Origin of the sequence: Aurantiacibacter suaedae, from assembly GCF_005434915.1 — a bacterium.
GTDB lineage: Bacteria > Pseudomonadota > Alphaproteobacteria > Sphingomonadales > Sphingomonadaceae > Alteraurantiacibacter > Alteraurantiacibacter suaedae.
Genome location: NZ_SKCG01000002.1, coordinates 379,003 through 399,949 on the forward strand (window position 1 = coordinate 379,003; position 20,947 = coordinate 399,949).

Annotated in this window: 21 protein-coding genes; 7 read left to right on the top strand and 14 right to left on the bottom strand. The window is 63.8% G+C overall.

The features are described 5' to 3' along the window. Positions 1-253 precede the first annotated feature (253 nt). From rplT to glpX, 6 genes are all read right to left on the bottom strand, one after another. The gene (gene rplT, locus E0473_RS08120; protein WP_119591578.1) at positions 254-613 is read right to left on the bottom strand and encodes a 50S ribosomal protein L20; all 360 of its coding nucleotides are present in this window, start codon (positions 611-613) and stop codon (positions 254-256) included. A 25-nt stretch (positions 614-638) separates the two neighbouring features. Further along, entirely contained in the window at positions 639-842 is a 204-nt protein-coding gene (rpmI, locus tag E0473_RS08125; RefSeq protein ID WP_137680373.1) for a 50S ribosomal protein L35, read from the bottom strand. 144 nt (positions 843-986) lie between these two features. Continuing rightward, a complete protein-coding gene (locus tag E0473_RS08130; protein ID WP_137680374.1) occupies positions 987-1,781 on the bottom strand; it encodes an inositol monophosphatase family protein in 795 nt (264 codons plus the stop codon). Continuing rightward, positions 1,781-2,203, bottom strand: coding sequence for a cupin domain-containing protein (locus E0473_RS08135; RefSeq protein ID WP_137680375.1), 423 nt, complete (start codon positions 2,201-2,203; stop codon positions 1,781-1,783). The genes E0473_RS08130 and E0473_RS08135 overlap by 1 nt, the downstream gene beginning before the upstream one ends. A 10-nt stretch (positions 2,204-2,213) precedes the next feature. Then, positions 2,214-3,149 carry a ribose-phosphate pyrophosphokinase gene (locus E0473_RS08140; protein ID WP_137680376.1) on the bottom strand — a complete coding sequence of 312 codons (936 nt, stop codon included), beginning with the start codon at positions 3,147-3,149 and terminating at the stop codon, positions 2,214-2,216. A gap of 210 nt (positions 3,150-3,359) precedes the next feature. Further along, positions 3,360-4,355, bottom strand: coding sequence for a class II fructose-bisphosphatase (glpX, locus tag E0473_RS08145; protein WP_137680377.1), 996 nt, complete (start codon positions 4,353-4,355; stop codon positions 3,360-3,362). 223 nt (positions 4,356-4,578) lie between these two features. On the opposite strand from glpX, the gene E0473_RS08150 reads away from it, so the two are divergent. Next, the gene (locus E0473_RS08150; protein WP_137680378.1) at positions 4,579-4,884 is read left to right on the top strand and encodes a hypothetical protein; all 306 of its coding nucleotides are present in this window, start codon (positions 4,579-4,581) and stop codon (positions 4,882-4,884) included. On the opposite strand, the gene E0473_RS08155 is transcribed toward E0473_RS08150, so the two are convergent. After that, complete coding sequence (locus tag E0473_RS08155) at positions 4,881-7,061, bottom strand: TonB-dependent receptor (protein WP_137680379.1); 2,181 nt, start codon at positions 7,059-7,061, stop codon at positions 4,881-4,883. The two genes, E0473_RS08150 and E0473_RS08155, sit on opposite strands and share 4 nt — an antisense overlap. 113 nt (positions 7,062-7,174) lie before the next feature. On the opposite strand from E0473_RS08155, the gene E0473_RS08160 reads away from it, so the two are divergent. Beyond that, positions 7,175-7,720, top strand: a complete 546-nt coding sequence (locus E0473_RS08160; RefSeq protein ID WP_241657400.1) for a hypothetical protein — start codon at positions 7,175-7,177, stop codon at positions 7,718-7,720. Further along, a complete protein-coding gene (locus E0473_RS08165; RefSeq protein WP_241657401.1) occupies positions 7,717-9,243 on the top strand; it encodes a PepSY-associated TM helix domain-containing protein in 1,527 nt (508 codons plus the stop codon). Before E0473_RS08160 ends, E0473_RS08165 begins: the two co-directional genes overlap by 4 nt. 72 nt (positions 9,244-9,315) lie before the next feature. Here E0473_RS08165 and E0473_RS08170 read toward each other — a convergent pair whose 3' ends face one another. Together E0473_RS08170 and E0473_RS08175 are read right to left on the bottom strand one after the other, a co-directional pair. Beyond that, entirely contained in the window at positions 9,316-10,623 is a 1,308-nt protein-coding gene (locus E0473_RS08170) for a homoserine dehydrogenase (protein ID WP_137680380.1), read from the bottom strand. Between the two features lie 123 nt (positions 10,624-10,746). Further along, the gene (locus E0473_RS08175; protein ID WP_137680381.1) at positions 10,747-11,553 is read right to left on the bottom strand and encodes a hypothetical protein; all 807 of its coding nucleotides are present in this window, start codon (positions 11,551-11,553) and stop codon (positions 10,747-10,749) included. Positions 11,554-11,996: 443 nt separating this feature from the next. Here E0473_RS08175 and E0473_RS08180 point away from each other — a divergent pair, with 443 nt between their 5' ends. From E0473_RS08180 to E0473_RS08195, 4 genes are all read left to right on the top strand, one after another. Continuing rightward, the gene (locus E0473_RS08180; protein ID WP_241657402.1) at positions 11,997-12,644 is read left to right on the top strand and encodes an energy transducer TonB; all 648 of its coding nucleotides are present in this window, start codon (positions 11,997-11,999) and stop codon (positions 12,642-12,644) included. Between the two features lie 43 nt (positions 12,645-12,687). Beyond that, on the top strand, positions 12,688-13,467 hold the full coding sequence (locus tag E0473_RS08185; protein ID WP_137680383.1) for a MotA/TolQ/ExbB proton channel family protein: 780 nt from the start codon (positions 12,688-12,690) through the stop codon (positions 13,465-13,467). A gap of 87 nt (positions 13,468-13,554) precedes the next feature. Next, positions 13,555-14,091, top strand: coding sequence for an ExbD/TolR family protein (locus E0473_RS08190; RefSeq protein ID WP_170308133.1), 537 nt, complete (start codon positions 13,555-13,557; stop codon positions 14,089-14,091). A 33-nt stretch (positions 14,092-14,124) separates the two neighbouring features. Continuing rightward, complete coding sequence (locus tag E0473_RS08195; protein WP_137680384.1) at positions 14,125-14,562, top strand: ExbD/TolR family protein; 438 nt, start codon at positions 14,125-14,127, stop codon at positions 14,560-14,562. Between the two features lie 229 nt (positions 14,563-14,791). On the opposite strand, the gene E0473_RS08200 is transcribed toward E0473_RS08195, so the two are convergent. The 5 genes from E0473_RS08200 to E0473_RS08220 form a co-directional block, all read right to left on the bottom strand. Further along, the gene (locus E0473_RS08200) at positions 14,792-17,236 is read right to left on the bottom strand and encodes a ligase-associated DNA damage response DEXH box helicase (RefSeq protein ID WP_137680385.1); all 2,445 of its coding nucleotides are present in this window, start codon (positions 17,234-17,236) and stop codon (positions 14,792-14,794) included. A gap of 291 nt (positions 17,237-17,527) precedes the next feature. Next, complete coding sequence (locus E0473_RS08205; RefSeq protein WP_137680386.1) at positions 17,528-18,340, bottom strand: hypothetical protein; 813 nt, start codon at positions 18,338-18,340, stop codon at positions 17,528-17,530. Positions 18,341-18,351: 11 nt separating this feature from the next. Beyond that, the gene (gene pgmG, locus E0473_RS08210; RefSeq protein WP_137680387.1) at positions 18,352-19,758 is read right to left on the bottom strand and encodes a phosphoglucomutase/phosphomannomutase PgmG; all 1,407 of its coding nucleotides are present in this window, start codon (positions 19,756-19,758) and stop codon (positions 18,352-18,354) included. A gap of 12 nt (positions 19,759-19,770) precedes the next feature. Beyond that, positions 19,771-20,061 carry a J domain-containing protein gene (locus tag E0473_RS08215; protein ID WP_137680388.1) on the bottom strand — a complete coding sequence of 97 codons (291 nt, stop codon included), beginning with the start codon at positions 20,059-20,061 and terminating at the stop codon, positions 19,771-19,773. A 4-nt stretch (positions 20,062-20,065) separates the two neighbouring features. Beyond that, positions 20,066-20,890, bottom strand: coding sequence for a division plane positioning ATPase MipZ (locus tag E0473_RS08220; protein WP_137680389.1), 825 nt, complete (start codon positions 20,888-20,890; stop codon positions 20,066-20,068). Between the last annotated feature and the right edge of the window lie 57 nt (positions 20,891-20,947).

Here is a 20,947-nt window from a genome sequence, read left to right on the forward strand (position 1 = left end):
CAGGATGATCCAACGCACAGGCCCTATTCGCTCGCGGTAAGCCGGGCCCGCCGGTGCCCAGTCATTTTCCCCGCTACAACAGTCGCTGCCGTTTGCAGCCCTCATGATTTGGCCAATAATCTCCGCATTTGAACGGCTTGGCAACCAAAACTTTGTCAAATTGGGTGCTCGCAGCACGTCTCAAAAGGCAAGGGGCGCGCCCGGCCAAAGCCGAACGCGCCCCTTTGCTTGGATCAAGAATGCAACCAGCCAATCAGGCGGGCAGCGCTTCCTTGGCCTGCTTGATGATGAGGCCGAAAGCGGCGCTCTCGTTCATCGCGAGGTCGGCCATCACCTTACGGTCAAGCTCGATTCCGGCCAGCTTGGTGCCGTGGATGAACTGCGAATAGGTCAGACCTTCGGCGCGCACTGCAGCGTTGATACGCTGGATCCATAGGGCGCGGAAGTTGCGCTTGTTCACCTTGCGGTCGCGATAGGCGTACTGGCCGGCCTTCTCGACGGCCTGACGGGCGACGCGAATCGTGTTCTTGCGACGGCCGCGATAGCCCTTCGCCTGATCCAAAATCCGCTTGTGCTTGGCGCGGGTGGTTACACCGCGTTTAATGCGAGGCATAGTATATCTCCTTTAGCGCGCAGGCTTAGTTGAGGCCGTAAGGGGCCCACTTCTTGATGTGCTTCACGTCCGCTTCGGACAGCACATCAGTGCCGCGGTGCTGGCGAATATACTTCGCATTGTGGTTGATCAGGCGGTGACGCTTGCCAACGGCACCATGCTTGACCTTGCCGGTGGCGGTGAGCTTGAAGCGCTTTTTCACGCCGCTCTTGGTCTTCAGCTTGGGCATTTTCATCTCCTTTAAACAGAGACACGTCCAACCGGCCCTGGCAGCCCTTTTCGCCAGGCAGGCAGATGAATCACGTGTCGGTGAAGCGGGCGCTCTTAGACAATTGCCGATAAAAGGCAAGCGCCACGATCGGCCGTGCAAGCCTTAGTGGCTGTGCCCCTCGTGCCCGCCCATGGCCTCGAGCACGTCTTCGAGACGCGCCGGATCGCCCAGTGCCAGCACCTGGCCATCGGACCCGGCGTGCAGCGGCTCGCCCGCCCAGTCGCACATCATGCCGCCAGCGCCCTCGACGACCGGCACAAGCGCTGCGAAGTCGTGCAGTTTCAGGCCCGCCTCGCACACGATGTCGAGCTGGCCCGAGGCAAGACAGCCGTAATTATAGCAGTCACCGCCCATCACCATGCGCTTGTGATTGGTCTTGGCGGCAAGCGCCATAAACACATCGCCTTCGGCCTGGCTGAAATAGTGCGGTCCGGTCGTGGCGATGGCCGCCTGAGACAGTTCGCGGCAGGCGCGCGTGGCGACCACCTCGCCGTTGAAGGTGGTCGGCTTACCCGTCACGCCGAGCCACCGCTCGCCAGTGATTGGCTGATCGATCATGCCGAGTACGGGAAAGCCATCGACCAGGAGCGCGATCAGGGTCGCAAAAATCGGGCGGCCGGCGAGGAAGGCGGTCGTGCCATCAATCGGGTCGAGCACCCAGACCCGGCCCGACTTGCCCTCCTTCACGCCATATTCCTCGCCGTGAATGCCATCGGCGGAATATTCGGCTTCGATAAGCTTGCGCATCGCAGCTTCGGCATTGCGGTCGGCAATAGTCACCGGCGAGGCATCGGCCTTGGCCTCCGAATCGAGCGCGGTGCGGAACAGCGGGCGGATTTCCGCCCGAGCGGCCTCGGCCAAGCGGTGCGCGAGGGCAATTTCGGCTTCGAGTCGCATCAGGGCAGGGTCACCGGATCGTCAGCCCGATGCACGCGGACCACGATGGCGCGCACACCACCAGGCCCTGCCTTCGGAGTGTGAACCACACGCGGCGGGATGGTGAAGGTCTCACCCGGCGAAACCACCTGCGGCTCGGCACCGGGCAGGCCGACCAGTGCCTCGCCCGCGATGACATAGAGGAACTCTTCCCATGGGTGCGAATGAGGATCGCCCACCGCATCTGGGCCGAGATTGAGGTCGGTGACGATCAACCGATGCCCCGGCGCGGCGGCAAGGGCAGTGTCGAACACGGAATTGGGCCCGATAGGCGGGGTCCAGCCCGCCTGCGGGGCAGGCTCCTGCGCGAAACCGGCACTACACGCACCAAGGGCGATGGCCAGCAGCGGCAGGCTCAGACGGGTCCGTATCCCTGCGGGCATCGTCTTGCTCCTAGTCGAACAGGCTGGAAACGCTGCTTTCGTCGGCAATGCGGCGGATCGCTTCACCCACCAATGGTGCGACGCTCAGCACGCGGATGCGTTCCGACGCCATGCTCGCCTCGGTCGGCAGAATCGAATCGGTGATCACCAGTTCCTTCAGCGCCGACCCGTTAACCCGCGCCACCGCGCCGCCCGAGAGCACGCCGTGGGTAATATAGGCCGCGACGCTCTTCGCGCCCTGGTCCATCAGCGCGGATGCTGCGTTGCACAGCGTGCCGCCAGAATCGATGATGTCGTCGATCAGGATGCAGTGGCGGCCTTGGACATTGCCGATGATGTTCATCACTTCGGATTCGCCGGGCCGCTCACGCCGCTTGTCGACGATGGCCAGCGGCGCATTGTCGAGCCGCTTGGCCAGCGCACGCGCACGCACCACGCCGCCCACGTCGGGCGAGACCACCATCAGATCCTCGTTGCCGTAACGCGCCTGAATATCGGCGGCCATCACCGGCGCGGCATAGAGGTTGTCGGTCGGGATATCGAAGAAGCCCTGAATCTGGCCGGCATGCAGATCGACCGAGAGCACGCGGTTGGCGCCTGCCTCGGTGATCAGGTTGGCCACCAGCTTGGCCGAGATCGGGGTACGCGGACCGGGCTTACGGTCCTGCCGGGCATAGCCGAAATAGGGCAGCACTGCGGTGATCCGGCGCGCCGAGGCACGGCGCAGCGCATCGATCCCGATCAGCAGTTCCATCAGGTTGTCGTTGGCCGGGAAGCTCGTCGACTGGATGATAAACACGTCCTCGCCGCGGACGTTTTCGTGGATTTCGATGAAGATTTCTTCATCGGCGAACCGGCGCACGCTGGCGTCGGTCAGCGGCACTTCCAGATAACCGGCAATGGCGCGTGCCAGCGGCAGATTGGCGTTGCCGGACATGATTTTCATGGTGCAGAACCCTCGAGATTGCGCAGGCGATTCCCTATGCGAGACGCTCTAGCGGTGCGTCACATGATTGCAACCTGCGAGCGCCTGCGCGCCGGGGGAAAGCACAGACCGGCCATAGCCGATCAGATGCTCGCCCTTCAAACAGCGCAATCGCTTGCTCGAATGCGCGCGCGCCGCCGTGCTGTGGGGAAAGCGCGATCCTGACCGACCTCAGTCGATCCGGTGCTCGCCCTTCACCCAGCGCACCGTGCCCGAGGAGGCCCGCATAACCACGCTCTCGGTGGTCATCACGCTGCCGCCAGCCGGGCGGCGCAGCGTCTTCACGCCCGCCAGGAGCGAACCTTCGGTCACGCCCGTCGCGGCAAAGATGCAGTCACCGCTGGCCAGGTCTTCCAGCTTGTAGATGCGGTCGAGGTCCTCAATGCCCCACTTGCGCGCACGGCCGCGTTCGTCGTCGTTGCGGAACAGCAGCTTGCCGTTGAACTGCCCGCCCACGCAGCGCAGCGCGGCTGCCGCCAGCACACCTTCGGGCGCCCCGCCCGAGCCCATGTACATGTCGATAGTGGTTTCCTGGTCGGTGGTGGCGATTACGCCGGCCACGTCACCATCGCCGATCAGCACCACACCGCAGCCGATCTCGCGCAGCTCGCCAATCAGCTCGGCATGGCGCGGGCGATCAAGCACGCAGACGATAATCTCATGCGGCTGCACGCCCTTGGCGGCAGCCACCGCTTCGACATTCTCGCGCACGCTCTTTTCAAGGCTGATCACACCTTCGGGATAGCCAGGCCCCACCGCCAGCTTCTGCATATAGACGTCGGGCGCGTTGAGCAGGCCGCCCTCTTCCGCCGCCGCCAAGACCGCCAGCGAGTTCGGCCCGGCCTTGGCACAGATCGTGGTGCCCTCCAGCGGATCGAGCGCGATATCGATCTTCGGGCCCTTGCCCGGCGCGCCACCAACCTTCTCGCCAATATAGAGCATCGGCGCTTCGTCGCGCTCGCCCTCGCCAATCACCACCGTGCCGTCGATATACAAGGTGTCGAAAGCCTCGCGCATAGCTTCGACGGCGGCAGCATCGGCAGCCTTTTCGTCGCCGCGGCCAATCAGCTTGGAGGCGGCGATGGCGGCCGCCTCGGTCACGCGGACCATTTCGAGTACGAGTACCCGGTCGAGAACACTTTCGCTGGTGACGGTCTTGTCTGTCATATTGGGTTCATCCCTCATGGCCTTGTTACTTATCGCTTAGGTTGGGATCGAATCTATGTCGAGCCGATGCGTGGCACTATCTGCGATCTGTTTCGCAATTGCGGCAAATGCGCCGTTGCGCGCACAGGATCGCCGCTCGACAAGTGCAGCAGAGCTGGCAACCCGACAGCGCGAACAATTGCGCCAGGATCTGGCCAGACCGGAAGAATGCCAATCCGATGCGATGCAACCCGATACCATTGTGGTGTGTGGCCCAATCGAAAGGCGGCGAGAGGAAACGCAAAAGGTAATGTCGGTCCTGCCGGCTCCCGTCGATCCGCAGATCGATCGGCTCTACGGGCTGCGCGAACCGCCATGCTGGGTCACCGGTAACGCGACGGCCTGTATCCGGGGAGGCTGGGCGCCGCCGCCGATCCACGTGATCGACCTCGACGCCATTCCCGAAGCGCTTACCCCCGAGGAAGCCGAGCACGTCTATCGCGCACAAGACATGCCCGCGCCCCAACAGATGCCCGGGTCGGCGCCCTAGAAATCGAGATCGAGCCGCACGGCAAAGGTCCGCGGATCGCCCAGCCGCGCAGTTTCATCGCCCGACACGGCAGAGTTGATGAAGGCATAGTACTCTTCATCGAGCGCGTTGCGCAGATAGGCGCTGACGCTGACATTTTCCCATGCATAGCCGATTCGGGCATTCGCCAGCACGCGCTCGCAACACTCGTTGACCGCGAAGTTTTCCGCCGAATTGAAAACCGCTGACTGATAGCTCGCATCGATGCCGCCGAAGAACCCGCTGGCCGCGCGATAAGCGACGCCCAAATTGCCCGACCAGCGCGGGGCAATAGCAAACCGGTTGCCAGCGAAGTTGGGCTGGTTGCGTTCGCCTTCCGGCAGGCTCGGATCGTAATTGCCGTTGGGAAAGTCATCGAACTCGGTGAACGAATAGCCGAGGCCGCCGTAAACCTGCAGGCTGCGGGTAACATCGAAGGACAGATCGGTTTCCACGCCATACAGCGTCGATTTGCCGGCGTTGACCGTGGTGAAGAAGGTGGAGAAGCCGGGCACTGGCTCGCTCACCTGCTGGTCTTTCCAGTCGGAGTAGAAGATGTTCGTGTTCCAGCGCAGACGCCCGTCCATCATCGTGGTTCGCGCCGCCACTTCGTAATTCCACATGTATTCGGGATCGAAGGTGTTCGCCGAGCCGTCGAGTACGCTGATCTCGGCCCCGCCCGCACGATAGGCGCGCTGGACAACGAAAGAGAGATTTGTGTCCTCGCTCGCGTTCCAGCGCAGACCCAGCTTGGGCAGCCAGGCCTCGTACTGCGCTTCAACCGTGCTGGTCTCGGTGCCGAGCAACGGCGCGAGAAATTCAAAGCCGGGCGGCAACGGATCGACGGCATCTGTGATTGCCGTGGCGATGTTGCGGACCTCTTCGTTGTCGTAGCGCAGGCCAAACAGCAGATCGAAGCGCTCAGACAAACGATATTCGCCGTCACCGAACAAGGCAAAGTTGGTGGTTTCGTTGGTAGCTTGCGAAGTACGGGAAAACAGGATGCTCGGCGGCAGGCCCGGATTCACGATGGTGGCGGGCACGACAAAGCTATCGCTGACCCCATCCTCGTTGGTGAAGAAATAAAACCCGGCCACCGCCGACAGGCGATCGCCGAGATATTTGACGCGAAACTCCTCCGACCATGCCTCGTCCGACCCGGTCCGGTCCAGCGCTGCGACGGGCGCAGGCGTGACATCGAAGTCTTCCTGGCGGACATAATCGGTGCTCTGATAGGTGGTGATCGACTGGACTTGGACGAGCGAGGACAGGTCCCAGGTCGCCTTGACCGACTGGATGAAGCTCTCGGTGCCTTCACGGCCAGGGGTGTCGTAGGCCACCTCGCGACTTACATCTTCGGCCGCCAGCGGCACGCCGGGGTTGCCGTTGGTCGGGTCGAGGCTGTCTTCGCCGGCGAAATTCTCGGTATACGACGAGGTCGAAATGATCGAGAGGCTGTCGGTGGGTTCGAGCAGCAGCTTGAACCGGCCGGTTTTCAATTCGGTCGCATCGGCATTTTCGTCGAGGAAGGTATTGTAGATGAACCCGTCGCTTTCGCGGTAATTTGCCGAAGCGCGAAAGGCGATGGCATCGTCGACGAGCGGCCCGCCGACGGCGGCGGCAACCTGGCGCTGGCCGTTGTCTCCCACTTCACCGCGCAGGCGGACATCCCATTCGTAGCTGGGGTCGCGGGTGCGCAAATAGATCGCACCGGCAAGCGCATTGCGGCCGAAGTTTGTCGACTGCGGCCCGCGATAAACCTCGACCTGGCCAAGGTCCCAGCTATCGGTCGGGCCGAAGAAGGTCGTCTGATTGCCGAGCGGGGAATCGTCGACATAGACGGTCAGCGTAGCGCCATTGCCGCCGATGCCGCGCTGGTCGATCCCGCGGATCGCGAAGCCCTGCTCGCCGAAGGCGGCGGTGACATTGGGGACGCGGGTGATGATGTCGTAAAGATCGGTCACCGGCTCGCGCTCGATTTCCTCCGCCGTCGTCACGTCGACGCTGGCCGTCACCTGCTGCAGCGACTGATCGATCTTCTGCCCCTCGACGATAATCATGTCGCCTTTATCGCTACCATCGGCAGTTTGCGCTGCGGCGCTGCTGGCTGTGAGTGCGGCAATGACGAGCGCCGATGCACCCCCGAGTTCGATTCGCATGAAGACTCCTTGTAGCGTGGTACCGATTCGCGGGCCTGCTATTGCGACTACGTATCATTTACAAGCTTCGAGTTCGCCTCTAGAGCATTCGCTATCGACTTTCGGGGAATGAAATGATGCTCGCGATCGCAGGCTTTGGGGCGCAGGTGCTCGGGATTGGAGCCTGGTCACAGGCGCAAAAATCCGGACACAGCCGCCTGCTGTTCTGGCTTGGCTTCGTGCTGCTGGTGGGTTCAGCGGGCTTGATGACGGGCCAGTTCGGCACCGCGCAGGGGCTGGCCTGGGCTTTCATCACCGCGTCGCTCGTCGCCTATGGCTTCTTCCTGCGACGGCTGGCGCAAGCCTCCCATATTGGAACGGATGGTTTTCGCCGCCAGCGCAGCACGGCGAAGGCACACAGGGGCGGTAAGCTCGGGTTGGCGCTGCGCCTCGTGTCCGCCGGGCCGCTCTATCTTCTGGCGGCGTTGGCCGTGGGGGCTGTGGCGGCAACCAAGCTGCCATGGGACGAGGTCAACCGGCTGATGTTCGGCGGCCTGATCATTCCCGTGATCTGGGCGGTGGGCGCCCTCCATGCGACGGCCGACCTCGCCATTGCACGCGTTATCGGCGTGCCGCTGCTCATGATCGCCCTATTCGCCGGGATCTTCATCGCACTATGAACCAGCAGAACAAAGTTGTGGCGGCGAAAAAGTCCGCAAATGGCCGCTTCGTATCGCGGATGATCGAATCGCATTCGATCCTTGGCCTCGTCTTCGCGGCGCTGATCTATGTCGTCTCGCTGACCGGGGCGTTCACCGTGTTCGCCGACGAGATCGCAGTGTGGGAAAACAGCTCCGCACCCACAGCCGAGGCCGCCACCCCGCAGGCCTATCAGACCGCTCTCGAAGCTGCCTTTGCCAAACGCGTGCCTAATGGCCAGGTGCAGAACGTGGTTGCCTACGGTCCGAGCGAATTTGCTCCCGCCGTGATGGTCAGGCTCAATCAACGCGACGCGGACAATCGGTTCATTACGACAGACTGGATGGCCGATCCCGCCAGCGGAGAGTTGTTGGGCGAGGCGGCATCGCCGCTTTCGCACCTGATCGAAGAACTTCACGTCGCGCTGCATTTGCCTGGCCCCTGGGGCCGCTACCTCGTCGGGCTGCTGGGGGTCTGTATGTTCAGCCTCGTGCTGTCGGGCATCCTCGCGCATCCCTCGATCGTGCGCGACGCGTTCAAGCTGCGGATCGACCGCAATCGCCGCATCGCCTGGACCGACATGCACAATCGGCTCTCGGTCTGGGGTTTGCCGTTCCATCTGGTGCTGACCTTCACCGGCGGCTTTCTCGGCCTGGCAGGCCTGATCGTCGGGGCAGTGGCGATGGTCGCCTACGATGGCGATCAGGAGCGGGCACTGGCCAGCATTCAGGGCCTGCAGCCGGTGGAAGGGCGAACCCTGGACGGCTTCCCGCCGATCGCAAAAATGGTCACCGAGGCACGTGAACGCGGCAAACCCATCGACTTTGTGCTCGTGAACCAGCCCGCCAATGCCGGCGGCGTGACCCAGATCAGGCTCTCCGACGATGCAACGCTCGACGGACGGCGCGCCCTCATGTTCCGCAACGCGGGCGAATTCGTTGAAAGCTACGGCGGCGAAGGTGCGCCCGGCGGCATCCGCGCACTGGCCATGGTCAGCCCGCTGCATTTCGGCACCTTCGGCGGCTATCCGGTCAAGGCGTTCTATCTCGTCATGGCGCTGGCGCTGACCTGGGTGACGAGTTCGGGCATGAAAATCTGGTTCGCCCGCCGCGAGCAGCAGGGCCGCCCGGTTCCGCGCCTGCGCGCTGCCTGGTGCGGGATGACTGCCGGGCTCACCGCCGGTCTGGCACTGGCGACGCTGACTGCCACGCTCGACTTCGGGGCCGCTGTCGTGCCCGTCTGCCTCGCGGTCTGGCTGCTGGCTTTGGGCGCATTTGTCGCCCGCCCGAAGACGGTGAAAGCGGATTACCGGATCGTGCTCGCGCAATCTGCCATCGCGCTGATTCTGGCCTTCGCGGCCTCCGTGGCCGGGCATGGCATGGGCACCGGCATCGCGCTGGCGGTGAACCTCTCCCTCCTGCTACTGGGCGGAGCGCTGGGCGCATTTGCCGCCCGCGATGCAACGGGCGCACGCCGCGCACACGAACGGCAGCTACCGGCATAAAGAAAGGGGCGGCCCGACGTGGCCCGCCCCTTTCCCATATCGCCTATATAATAAGGTATCGGTGCGCCAGCCTCAGTCGATCAGGCGCATCACCAGCGGCGCCTCGGTCAGCGCCGGGCTGCCCGCCAGCAGATCGAGCGCCTTTGCGACCGAACCTTCCGGCCCCTCGTGCGTAACCATGGCCACCAGTACCGGCTCGCCATCCTCGCCCGGCTTGCCGTGCTGGATCAGGCTCTCGATCGAGACTTCGGCATCGCGCAGCGCCGCAGTGATCTCGGCCAGCACGCCGGGGCGGTCGGCCACGGTGAAGCGGATATAGGCACGGTTGTGGCGGCCAGCGGGATCGGCCGGAGTGCTCGGCTGCAACATCGTGGCGGGCAGGCCGAGCGGCGGCGGGTTGAAGCCACGCGCGATATCGATGAGGTCGGCCACCACCGCGCTGGCGGTCGGGCCCATGCCGGCACCCGCGCCCTGAAGCAGCAGCTGGCCCACGTGATCGCCCTCGATCACCACCGCATTTGTCGGCCCCTTCGGCCCGGCCAGCGCATGATCCTTCGCGACAAGACAAGGGGCGACGCGCTGGAACAGGTGGCACCCCATCTCGTCGTAGGTGCAATCGGCAAGGCCAATCAGCCGAATCACGAAGCCGAGCTGGTCGGCTTGCGCGATATCGGCGGCGCGGATCGCGCTGATGCCCGAGCAGTCGACCGCATCGAAATCGAGCCGCGTGCCGAAAGCAAGCGAGGCAAGGATCGACAGCTTATGCGCCGCGTCCACGCCCTCGACATCAAAGGTCGGGTCAGCCTCGGCGTAACCCAGCTCCTGCGCATCCTTCAGCACGTCGCCGAAGTCGGCGCCGCTGCCCTCCATCTGCGAGAGGATATAATTGCAGGTGCCATTGAGGATGCCGTAGATGCGCTCGATCCGGTTGGCCGCCGCGCCCTCGCCCAAGCCCTTCACCGCCGGGATGCCGCCAGCCACGGCCGCCTCATAGCGCAGCGGCACGCCTGCCTGCTCCGCCGCTTCGGCCAGCTCCATCCCGTGATGCGCGATCATCGCCTTGTTGGCCGTCACCAGCCCCTTGCCGCCAGCCAGCGTCTTGCGCGCCAGCGCCAGCGCCGGACCATCCGACCCACCGACCAGCTCGACCACCACGTCAACATCGTCGCGAGTCGCAAATGCGCTCATGTCGTCTTCCCAGTCGTAGCCCGACAGGTCGACGCCGCGATCCTTGCTGCGGTCGCGCGCATTAACGGCGACGATCTCGATCGGACGCCCCGCCCGCCTAGCAATAAGATCGCCGTTCTCGGTGAGGACGCGGATAACTCCCGCGCCAACCGTACCCAGCCCTGCCAATGCGATCCGCAAGCTGTCCGCCATGTAGTGCCCTCTTTCGAAAACCATCGGCCCGGGCACCGATGCCGGGCCTTCGTCTTGATGCAGGCGCGTTAAAGCCCGGCGCGGGCCATGGCTAGGCCCGGATCACCGCAAGTGGACCGTTTTTCAGCCAAGCCGCCGTTCGCACGGCCCAAGCTCACGCTTGATGAAGGCATAGTCTTCCTGCGCCTGCCGGCGCGAGGCGCGATCGGTCTGAAGATAACCCTCGGCAGGAAGCTGCTCGGGCAGTTCGCAGGCAAAGCGATACCAGGCAATCGTTTCGGGTGCGGGCGGGAGCGCGTCCTGATCGACGATCTCGCCCAACGACACGCCCCATTGCGGCGCCATCTCGGGACGGCGCACGACGCTGACCGAAACGGGCGCCCCGGTGCTGGTCTCGATGAACATCTGCGTCTCCGATTCGCCGGCGAGATTGCCCGCAACCGAAATCACATCCTTAATGCCGGTAATCGCAGGCAACGTATCGCCTGCCGCAAGCTGGCTCAGAACCTTTTCAAGCCGCGCCTCGATCATCGGGCCTGCCGGAATCAGCGAATCGGAAGACAACAATTGCACCGAACTTGGCTGTCCGGGCACCGGGTCGGCGAAGAAAACGAACGCCTGACGGGTGATTCGCGGCAATTCTCCGTCCATGTTTGGCATCTTATCGACAAGAAAGTTCAACGATTCGCCCAAAGGTGCGGGGGATTTCAATAATCTCTGAATTGTCGATTCGACATACAATCTCACCTGCCCAGGCGCGAGATTGGGGGCCCGCTCGGCCGGCACAACCACTTGATCGTCAACGAAAACTACCCCGACAATCTCGGCTTCCAGCGCATGATCGACGAGGTCGGCATAGGTTGGCGCGCGTTCTGGCGGAAGTTCGGCCGAAATGGCCTCGCCAGAGCTGCCTCGCGTGCCCGAACTCACGCACCCGGAGACCGCGAGAGCAGCCGTTAAGATCGCGCTAACCATACGAATTTTCGAGATAATCAATGGGTGGGCGGGCATTGACGCGTTCCTTTCCAGGCGATGATTCAGCGGCATAGCAACACGCCAGTTTCGCACAATGAAATGACGCGCGAGTGAATCGCAGGTGAACGGATAAAGCGTTTGCCCATGCCGAACATCGCCGTTACACCCTCGCCAAACGGCCCGGCTAACAAAATAAGATTACTGGTGCCTTAGCATTGCACATTCCATGAAGGTTTGCTGCAAAGGGGAAAGTGGTGTCGGTTTTGGCCGGACATTTTTGAAACGAGCGTGGCCAGCATACCACACCTTGGTTGCTGGCCCTGAGGGCCAGGCCCCTATGTGGGCATGGCGTGTTTGAGATGGAGTGATGGGACTGGATGGCTTACGCTGACCAACAAATGAGCGGTAGTCGCATATTCGCGATTATCATCGTTGGCCTCATTCATGTCGTCATTGGCTATACGCTGGTCACCGGACTTGCCTATTCGGCGGTCAAATCGGTGGTCGAGCGTGTGACCACGGTCGATATTGAAGAGCCCGAACCCGAGCCGTCGGAGGAGCCCCCGCCTCCGCCGGAACCTGATACGGCGCCGCCGCCGCCGGTTGCGCCGCCGCCGCCGATCAATATCGCGCCGGCGCCCCCGCCGATCGTGACTCAGCCGCGGATTCCGCCGCCGGCTCCGCCTGCGCGCATTATTCCGCCGCCGGCTCCGGCTGCACCGCCGCCGGCTCCGCCGCCCCCGCCTTCGCAGGCGCGTGCTGCTCAGCGTGACGGTTTCAACCGTTGGGCCGCCCGTATTCAGGAAGCCTATCCTTCACGCGCCATCCGTCGCGAGATCGAAGGCAACGTGGGTGTCGCGGTTACGATCAATGGCGAAGGCCGTGTGACCTCCTGCCGCGTGACTGCCTCGAGCGGTGAATCCGTTCTCGACGAGGCGGCATGTGAGGGCATGGAGCGGTATGCCCGCTACGACCCCGCCCTCGATGCGGCTGGCAACCCCACCTCCGGTAGCGATTCGCTGACGATCGTCTACCGACTGAGCTAACTCAACAGATTCAACTTATCTCTTACGAAGAGGACTGATCCGCATGCTTATGAACATTCTTGCCGCCGGTGAAGCAGCGCCCGCCACCGAATTCGGCTTCGTGCAGGCCCTGGAAGAAGGTGGCCCCGTCGCCTGGGCGATCCTTGCCATCATGATCATCATGTCGGTGGGCTCGTTCTACATCCTGATCACCAAGTACATGGAACAGAAGAAGATCCTGAACCAGTACAAGGCGGTCCGTCAGGGCTTCTGGCGTGCCAACACGCTGAGCGAAGGTGCCGGCAAGCTCGAGAAGAACAGCGCCTGGCGCCAGCTGGTCGACGACAGCCTGAAGGCCCAGGCCGAGCACGACAAGATGCCCAACAGCCTCGAAGCACATGACTGGCTCCACGGCTCGCTGATGCGCTCGGAAGATTCGATCACTTCGAAGCTGAACGGCGGCCTGTCGTTCCTCGCCACCGTCGGCGCGACCGCTCCGTTCGTCGGTCTGCTCGGTACGGTTATCGGTATCTACCGCGCTCTGATCAACATCGGCATGAGCGGCTCGGCCTCGATCGACAAGGTCGCCGGTCCCGTTGGTGAGGCCCTGATCATGACCGCGATCGGTCTGCTCGTCGCCGTGCCGGCCGTGTTCGCCTACAACTGGCTGCAGGCCCGCAACAAGAAGATCGGCGAACTTATGAGCGCCTTCTCGACCGACCTGCAGGCCTACATCACGTCGAACGGCGCCGTGAAGCCGGCTGTGACCGTGGCCGCTGCCAAGCCGGCTGCTGCCACCAAGCCCGCCACCACCGCCGGTGGCGTGCCCCCGAAGAAGGCCTGATAGCTAAAGCGGAAAATCGGCGGCGGGCCCTGCGCGCCTTGCACAGGACCGCCGCCTCCGTCCCAATTTTGAGATAGGACAAGTCATATGGCTATTTCGACAGGCGGTGGCGGCGACAAGCCGATGGCCGACATCAACACCACTCCGCTGGTGGACGTGATGCTCGTGTTGCTGATCATCTTCCTGATTGCCGTTCCCGTGGCCATCCAGACGGTCGAGAAGCTCGAGGTTCCGATTTTCGTTTCGCAGGAATCGAAGGACAAGGTGGAGAATCTGTTGATCACGGTGACCACCACCGACGCTGAGGGCCGGACCCCCGGCACCCTGCGCACAAGCTATGCCGGTGCCGATCGCAACGGCGATTGCCGTGTGTTCTTCAACAACACCACGCTGGTCGATTCGAGCGAACTCTACGATCGTGCATTCTCGCGTCTCGATAACATCGTGCAGAAAGCTGGCGGCGTCGATGCGATCATGTCCAACCCGGAACTGATCCCGCAGGTTCATATCCGCGGTGACGTCAACGCTCCGTGGCGCTGCGTGGCCGGCACCATCTTCAACGTCCAGGCGGCCGGCTATCCGACCGTGGGCTTCATCTCCAACCCGGTCGACCCCAACGGTTGATCGGAACTGGGCAGGAATCAGGAGTAACAACCTATGGCAATGTCAGGTGGCAAGGATGATGGCGCCCCGATGATGGAAATGAACATGACGCCGTTGATCGACGTCTTGCTCGTGCTCCTCATCATGTTCATCATCACCATCCCCGTGGCAACGCACGCGGTCAATATCGACCTTCCGGTCGCCAGCAACGAACCGCCGCCGCCGAACCAGGTCGATCCGATCAAGAACAAGATCGTGCTGACCCCGAACGGCGAGATCCTCTGGAACGGCACCGCGATCAACCAGGGCGAGCTCGTTCGCAACCTGGAACAGTCGATGCGTTTTGCGGTTGAGCCGGAATTGCAGTTCGAACCGGAAGCCAATGCCAGCTATGATCTGTCGGCCAAGGTGCTGAACATCATCAAGGCCAGCGGCGTGACCAAGTTCGGCTTCGTCGGCAACGAGAAGTATCGCCAGTTCGGCAAGGGCTGAAGTAAGGGCTGATCGCTCGTCCTCAGCGCGAAAGCGACAATGGAAAAGGGGCTGCTTCGGCGGCCCCTTTTTTGCATGTAGCAATGCCTTGCCCAAAACTTGGAATCGAAATTGACGCCCGAACGTCTGCGTCGATTGGCGGTGGAAAGAAGAGGGAGGCAGTCGAGCGTAGTGGCGCAATCTGTCGAGGTCGAGCGATCTCCCGACTTGGCCGCGCAATCGCAGGTTGCTAGGCCAGCGGCTCGACCCGCATTGCCGCGCCCTCCAGGCTCTCTGCTGCAAGCAGCAGTTCATCGTCCTGCGCACCTTGCGGTACGGCTTCGCGCCCGATCATCACCATCACCGGCACCGCCAGCGGGCTGACCCGCTCGAGCACCACATGATCAAGCCGCTCTGCCGCCGTATCCAGCACCTCGGCCAGCCGCGCCACATCGGTCATCTTCGCGCGCGCATCGGCCCAGGCCGCCTCGATCAGCACGTGGTCGGGCTCGTGCTTGCGTAGCACGTCGTAGATGAGGTCGGTCGAGAAAGTGACCTGCCGCCCGCTCTTGCGCTTGCCGGGCTGCTGGCGCTCTACCAGCCCGCCGATCACCGCCACCTCGCGGAAGGCGCGGCGTAGCAGGTGCGATTGCGTGACCCAGTCGCTGAACTCCTCGGCGAGAATGTCGGGCGAGAGCAGCGGCGCCGGATCGTCGACCCGCTTCAGGCCCCAGACCGCCAGCGAGTAGTCGTTCGCGACGAAGCCACCGGGCATCAGCCCGCGTGCCTCCATCCGCGCGGTAATCAGCATCCCCAGCGACTGGTTCGCGTTCCATCCGGCGAAGGTGTAGTACACCGCATAGTGCTGCCCAGCATGAGGGAAGGTTTCTACCAGAAGCGTATCCGGCCCCGGCAGCTGGCTGCGCCAGTCCTGCACCTCCAGCCATTCGCGCACGTCGTCGGGGAAGCGGCCCCAGCCCGCGCGGTCGGTCAGCAGTTCGCGCACACGGCCGGCCAGATGGGTCGTAAGCGGCAGACGCAGGCCGCCATAGCTTGGGATCATCGCCGCCTTGCTGCTCGCGCGCACCACCAGTTCCATGTCGCGCAAGGACTCAACCTCGACATTCACCCCCGCGAACTGAAACGTGTCGCCGGGCCGCAGCGAAGCGGCGAAGCGTTCCTCCACCTTGCCGAGCGAGCGCCCGTTGCGGAAGCGCACATCGAGCATCTCGCTATCGACGATGATCCCGGCGTTGAGCCGGTGCCGCTGCGCCTGCTCGGGGTGGGTGAGCCGCCATGTCCCATCGCGATCACGCACGATCCGGCGGAAGCGGTCATAGGCCTTGAGCGCGTAACCGCCGGTGGCGACGAACTCGAGCACGCGGCGCAATGCTTCGGCGTCGATCCCGGCATAGGGGAGGCACGAGCGGACCTCGGCCAGCAGCGCCGCCTCGTCGAACGGTGCGGCGCAGGCGCAGGCCATCACGTGCTGCGCCAGCACGTCGAGCCCGCCGGGGCGGAAGTCCTCGCCGTCGCGCTGGCCTTCGTGAACGGCATCGAGCGCCGCCGTCGCTTCGAGAAACTCGAACCGGTTGCCCGGCACCAGCAGCGCGCGGCTCGGTTGGTCGAGCCGGTGGTTCGCCCGGCCGATCCGCTGCAACAGCCGCGACGAGCCCTTGGGCGCGCCCATCTGCACCACCAGATCGACATCGCCCCAGTCGACCCCAAGGTCGAGGCTCGCAGTGCAGACCAGCGCGCGCAGCTCGCCGCGCGCCATTGCGCCTTCGACTTTGCGCCGCGCCTCCTTCGACAGCGAGCCGTGGTGGATGCCGATCGGCAGATTGTCCTCGTTCGCATCCCACAGGTTCTGGAACACGTACTCGGCGAGGAAGCGGGTGTTGGTGAAGACCAGCGTGGTGCGGTTCTCCGCAATCCGGCGGTAGAGCTGGGGGATTGCCCAGGTTGCGGCATGGCCGCCCCAGGGGACCCGCTCGCCATCGGGCAGCAGGATCTCCAGCTCGGGATCGGCGCCCTCCTCGCCCTCCACCAGTGCGACGCTATCGAGGTCGCCCCAGGGCGCGAGCCAACCGCGATAGCCCTCGGGGTCCGCCACCGTGGCGGAGAGCCCTACCCGCTGCATCTCGGGCGCAATCGCCTGCAAGCGCGAAAGCGCCAGCGCCAGCAGGTCGCCGCGCTTCTGGGTGGCGAAGGCGTGGATCTCGTCGATCACCACGCGCTTTAGCCCCTCAAACAGCATGAAGCTGTCGGGGTAGCTGAGCAGCAGGCTGAGGCTTTCGGGCGTGGTCAGCAGCACATGCGGCGGGCGGGCACGCTGGCGCTTCTTGCGGTCGGATGGAGTGTCGCCGCTGCGGGTCTCGATGCGCAGTTCTAGCCCCATCTCCTCGACAGGGGTGATGAGGTTGCGCTGCACGTCATGCGCCAGCGCCTTCAGCGGCGAGACGTAGAGCGTATGCAGCCCCTCGGGCGGCTTTGCGCCAGCGAGCCGTGAGGGGCAGAAGGCCGCCAGCGTGGGCAGGAACCCGGCGAGCGTCTTGCCCGCGCCGGTGTCGGCCACCAGCATCGCGTGCCTGCCGCTATCGGCGGCGGCGAGCATCTCGGCCTGATGTCGCCGTACGCGCCAATCGCGGCCAGCGAACCAGTCGGCGATCTCGGGTGGGATGGCCGGGTCGCTCAAGCGCGCTCCCCCGATCCTACAAGGTGTGACAGGTGTGACACCGTCCTGAGAGGAAAATCCTGCGCGCCCAATTTCGCCCCGTGCCGCGAACGATGAAAGCAGCGGGTGAGGAAGAGATGGGAGGCCATGGCCGCAGCACAGCACAGCGCCCCCGGCGTAGGAAAGCCCGGATGCGCAGAGCCTCGACCGGTAATCCGATCAAGGCCTTCAAAGGCAAAGGTGGCGCAGATCATGCCGCCAAGATGGGGCCTTGCCCGATAAGCTAAAAGGCCTCGCAGCCCCTTGCTCGCATCAATAGTCGTATGCGCCCTCCGCCTCGTAGCTGCTCATGCTCGCTTCGAGCCCTTCGCGGGTCATGCCGAGCATATCGGCCAGCTTGGCCTGCTCGGCAGGATCCAGCTCGTACCAGCTGCGCGGGGTGGCAAGATCAGCCGTGGCCTCTTCCAGCTCGGCTCTCATATCCGCAATGCCAGCCAACATTTCCGGCATCTCCTCCATCATGAGCCCGGCAAAGCGCGGGTCCGCCGTCATGATGAAGCTCTTGCGGGCATAGGCCGCGCCGCTTTCAGTGGAGAAGAACACGTCGATGTCACGCAGTTCGGTGGCATCGAAATGGAGCGCATACATCTCGGCCATAGCGGATTTGATGGTCGGCTCCATCGCGCTCATCATCGCGTTCATGGCGCGCGGCAGAGCTTCGGCCTCGCGCTCCTTGCGCAGCTGCCAGTCAGGGTCGAGCATCGTGGCGGCACGGGCAGCGGCCTCGCTGTTCACGCCCACCAGCTGGCCGCGCGAAATGCCCAGCAGCTTGGCCAGCGGCGGCTTGCCCGCTTTCCCTTCCATCGCTTGAACCGGGCTGAAGAATCCCTCGAACATCCCGATCATCATTTCGCCCATGGTGCCGGGGGGAATGATCTTTTCGACCAGCGCGGTCGCGGCAGGCAAGCGCGCTTCCTGTTCGGCAGTGAGCGGCTCGACGGGGAACATCTCGCCCAGCTCCTCTGCCCGCTCCGCCATAAGATCGGGGTCGGCAGGTTGCGCCAGGGCTGGCGCAGGCATGGCCAGTGCAGCAAGCAGCGCAACGAGCAGGGCGAGACGTTTCATCGACTTCGCCCTCAGTGCCCCGCCTGCGGGCCGCGTTCGAGGCCCGAGGCCGCAAGCTGCTCGTCGATCTGCGCCATCAGACGGTCGAGGCCCTCGGGCGTATCGCTTTCGGCGCGGGCGACCAGCACGTCCTGCGTGTTGGAGGCGCGCAGCAGCCACCAGCCGTCCGGCGTGTTCACGCGCACACCGTCGGTGGCGTTGACCTCGACCCCGGAAGCAGAGGCGAGACGCTCCTTCACCTCGTCAATCGCGGCGAACTTGCGGCTTTCATCGACCTGGAAGCGCATTTCGGGGGTGTTGAGCATGTCAGGCATCGAGCCGCGCAGCTCGGTGACCGATTTGCCCAGCCGCGCCGCAGCGGCGATCAGACGGATACCGGCGTAAAGCGCATCGTCGAACCCGTAATAGGTATCGGCGAAAAACACGTGGCCGCTCATTTCGCCTGCCAGCGGAGAGCCTGTTTCCTTCATTTTGGATTTGATCAGCGAGTGCCCGGTCTTCCACATCAGCGGCTTGCCGCCATTGGCCGAAACGCTGTCGAACAGCGCGCGGCTGGCCTTCACATCGGCGATAATCGTGGCCCCGGCACGCTCTTTGAGCAGATCCTCGGCGTAGATCATCAGCAGCTGATCGCCCCAGATCACCCGGCCCTCGCCGTCGATGGCGCCGATGCGGTCGCCGTCGCCATCGAAAGCAATTCCGAAATCGAGGTTCTTCTCCGCGACAAGCTGGCGCAGATCCTCGAGGTTGGCCTCAACAGTGGGGTCAGGATGATGGTTCGGAAAATTCCCGTCGACTTCGGTATAGAGCAGGTGGTGTTCGCCCGGCAGACGCGCGGCGAGCTTTTCGAGCGCGGGGCCAGCGGCGCCGTTGCCCGCGTCCCAGCCGACGCGCAGCTTCGACAGGGCGCCCTCGTCGATCCCGGCGAGCGCGGTCAGCATCCGCTCGATGTAGTCATCGAGGACATCAAGCGTCTCGACCTCGCCGATGCCCACGTCCCAGTCGCCCGCTTCAGCCATCTCGCCCAGCTTCAGGATGTCCGCCCCGAAAAACGGGCGACCCATAAATACCATCTTGAAGCCGTTGTAGTTGGCGGGATTGTGGCTGCCGGTTATCTGGATGCCGCCATGCACATCTTCGGCTGAGGCCTCGGCGTAATAGAGCATAGGGGTGGGCCCCATGCCCACCTTGCGCACATTAACCCCTGTGCTGGTGAGCCCTTCCACCAGCGCATGTTCGAGCATCGGCGAGCTGACACGGCCATCGTAGCCCACCGCCACCATCGAGCCACCCGCACGCTTGATCAGCGTGCCGAAGCCCTTGCCAATCGCCCGCGCGTCGTCCGCACCTAAGGTCTCTCCGATGATCCCGCGGATGTCGTATTCTCGAAGAACGGTGGAATCGAACGTGTACGTCATCAAGGGTTTCCTTCAGCTTCGGTCGCTATCGTCTGGCAATTCTTCGAACAGCAGGTCGCGCGCGTCATTGGCCTCGTGAACCTGGCTGCTCGAGCCGCCACGATCCGGGTGAACCATGGCGACCAGCCGCTTATGCGCGGCAATTATGTCCGATTTACTGGCGTTTGCATTCACGCCAAGCATTTTTCTGGCATTGAACACAGCCTGCGCGCGGGCCGAAATCCGTTTTTGCCACGGCCAGCGCCCGGTGATCCAGCGATAGGCGATGATGCCTATCGCAGCGATGATCAGCAGGCGCGTCACGCGATCAGGCGGCTTCGGTCACGGGGGGCGCGATCGTTTTGTCGCCCTCGGCATGGGGAATCGGCAGGTTGAGGTTGGCAAGCAGGCTGCGCAGCTCCTGCCGCGCGACCAGATGGCTTGTGCCCAGATCGCCCAGGTGCCCTTTGTCGAGCAAGGTCAGCCCCGAGGGGAACAGTTCGCGATAGACCACGCGTTCGGACAGCCCCTGCACCGCGCGAAAACCCACCCGCTTGGAAAGCTCGGTCAGCGCCTGTTCGATGCGACGCTGGTTGCGCGCGTCGGTATAGCCGGTGCGGTTGCGCACCAGCACCCAGTCCATCTCGCGGCGCTGCTGTTCGATAGTGGCGCGGCTGCGCTTGATCCGCGCTTCCCAGATCGCCTCTGCGTAGAAGCTGAGGCGGCTGACCTTGAAGCTTTCGGCATCGACCTGGCCGATAAGGTCGAAATCCACGAAGCTGTCGTTCATCGGGGTGACCAGCGTATCGGCCTGGGTGGCGGCGTGGCGGGCGAAGGGATCGTCGCGGCCCGGCGTATCGAAGATCAGGAAGTCCATCCCCTCGCCAATGGCCTGCGCTTCGGCCTCCAGCTCCTCCACCGTGCTGGCGTGGCAGGTGTCGAACTTCGGCCCCGGCAGCGCAACACCGCGGCGCGCCTGCGTGGCGGCGCGGTTCTCGCAATAGCGATAGAAGGTGCGCTGGCGCACATCGAGATCGAGCGCGGCAACCTTGGCCCCGCGATAGGCGAGCGCCACGGCCACGTGGACCGCGGTGGTCGATTTTCCGGTGCCGCCCTTTTCGTTGGCGAAGACGATACGGTGGGGTGCGCTCACGGTGAGCCTTTCTCAAATCGCTGCGGGCGGCTAGGCCCAGCCTCCTTGTTGTATCTT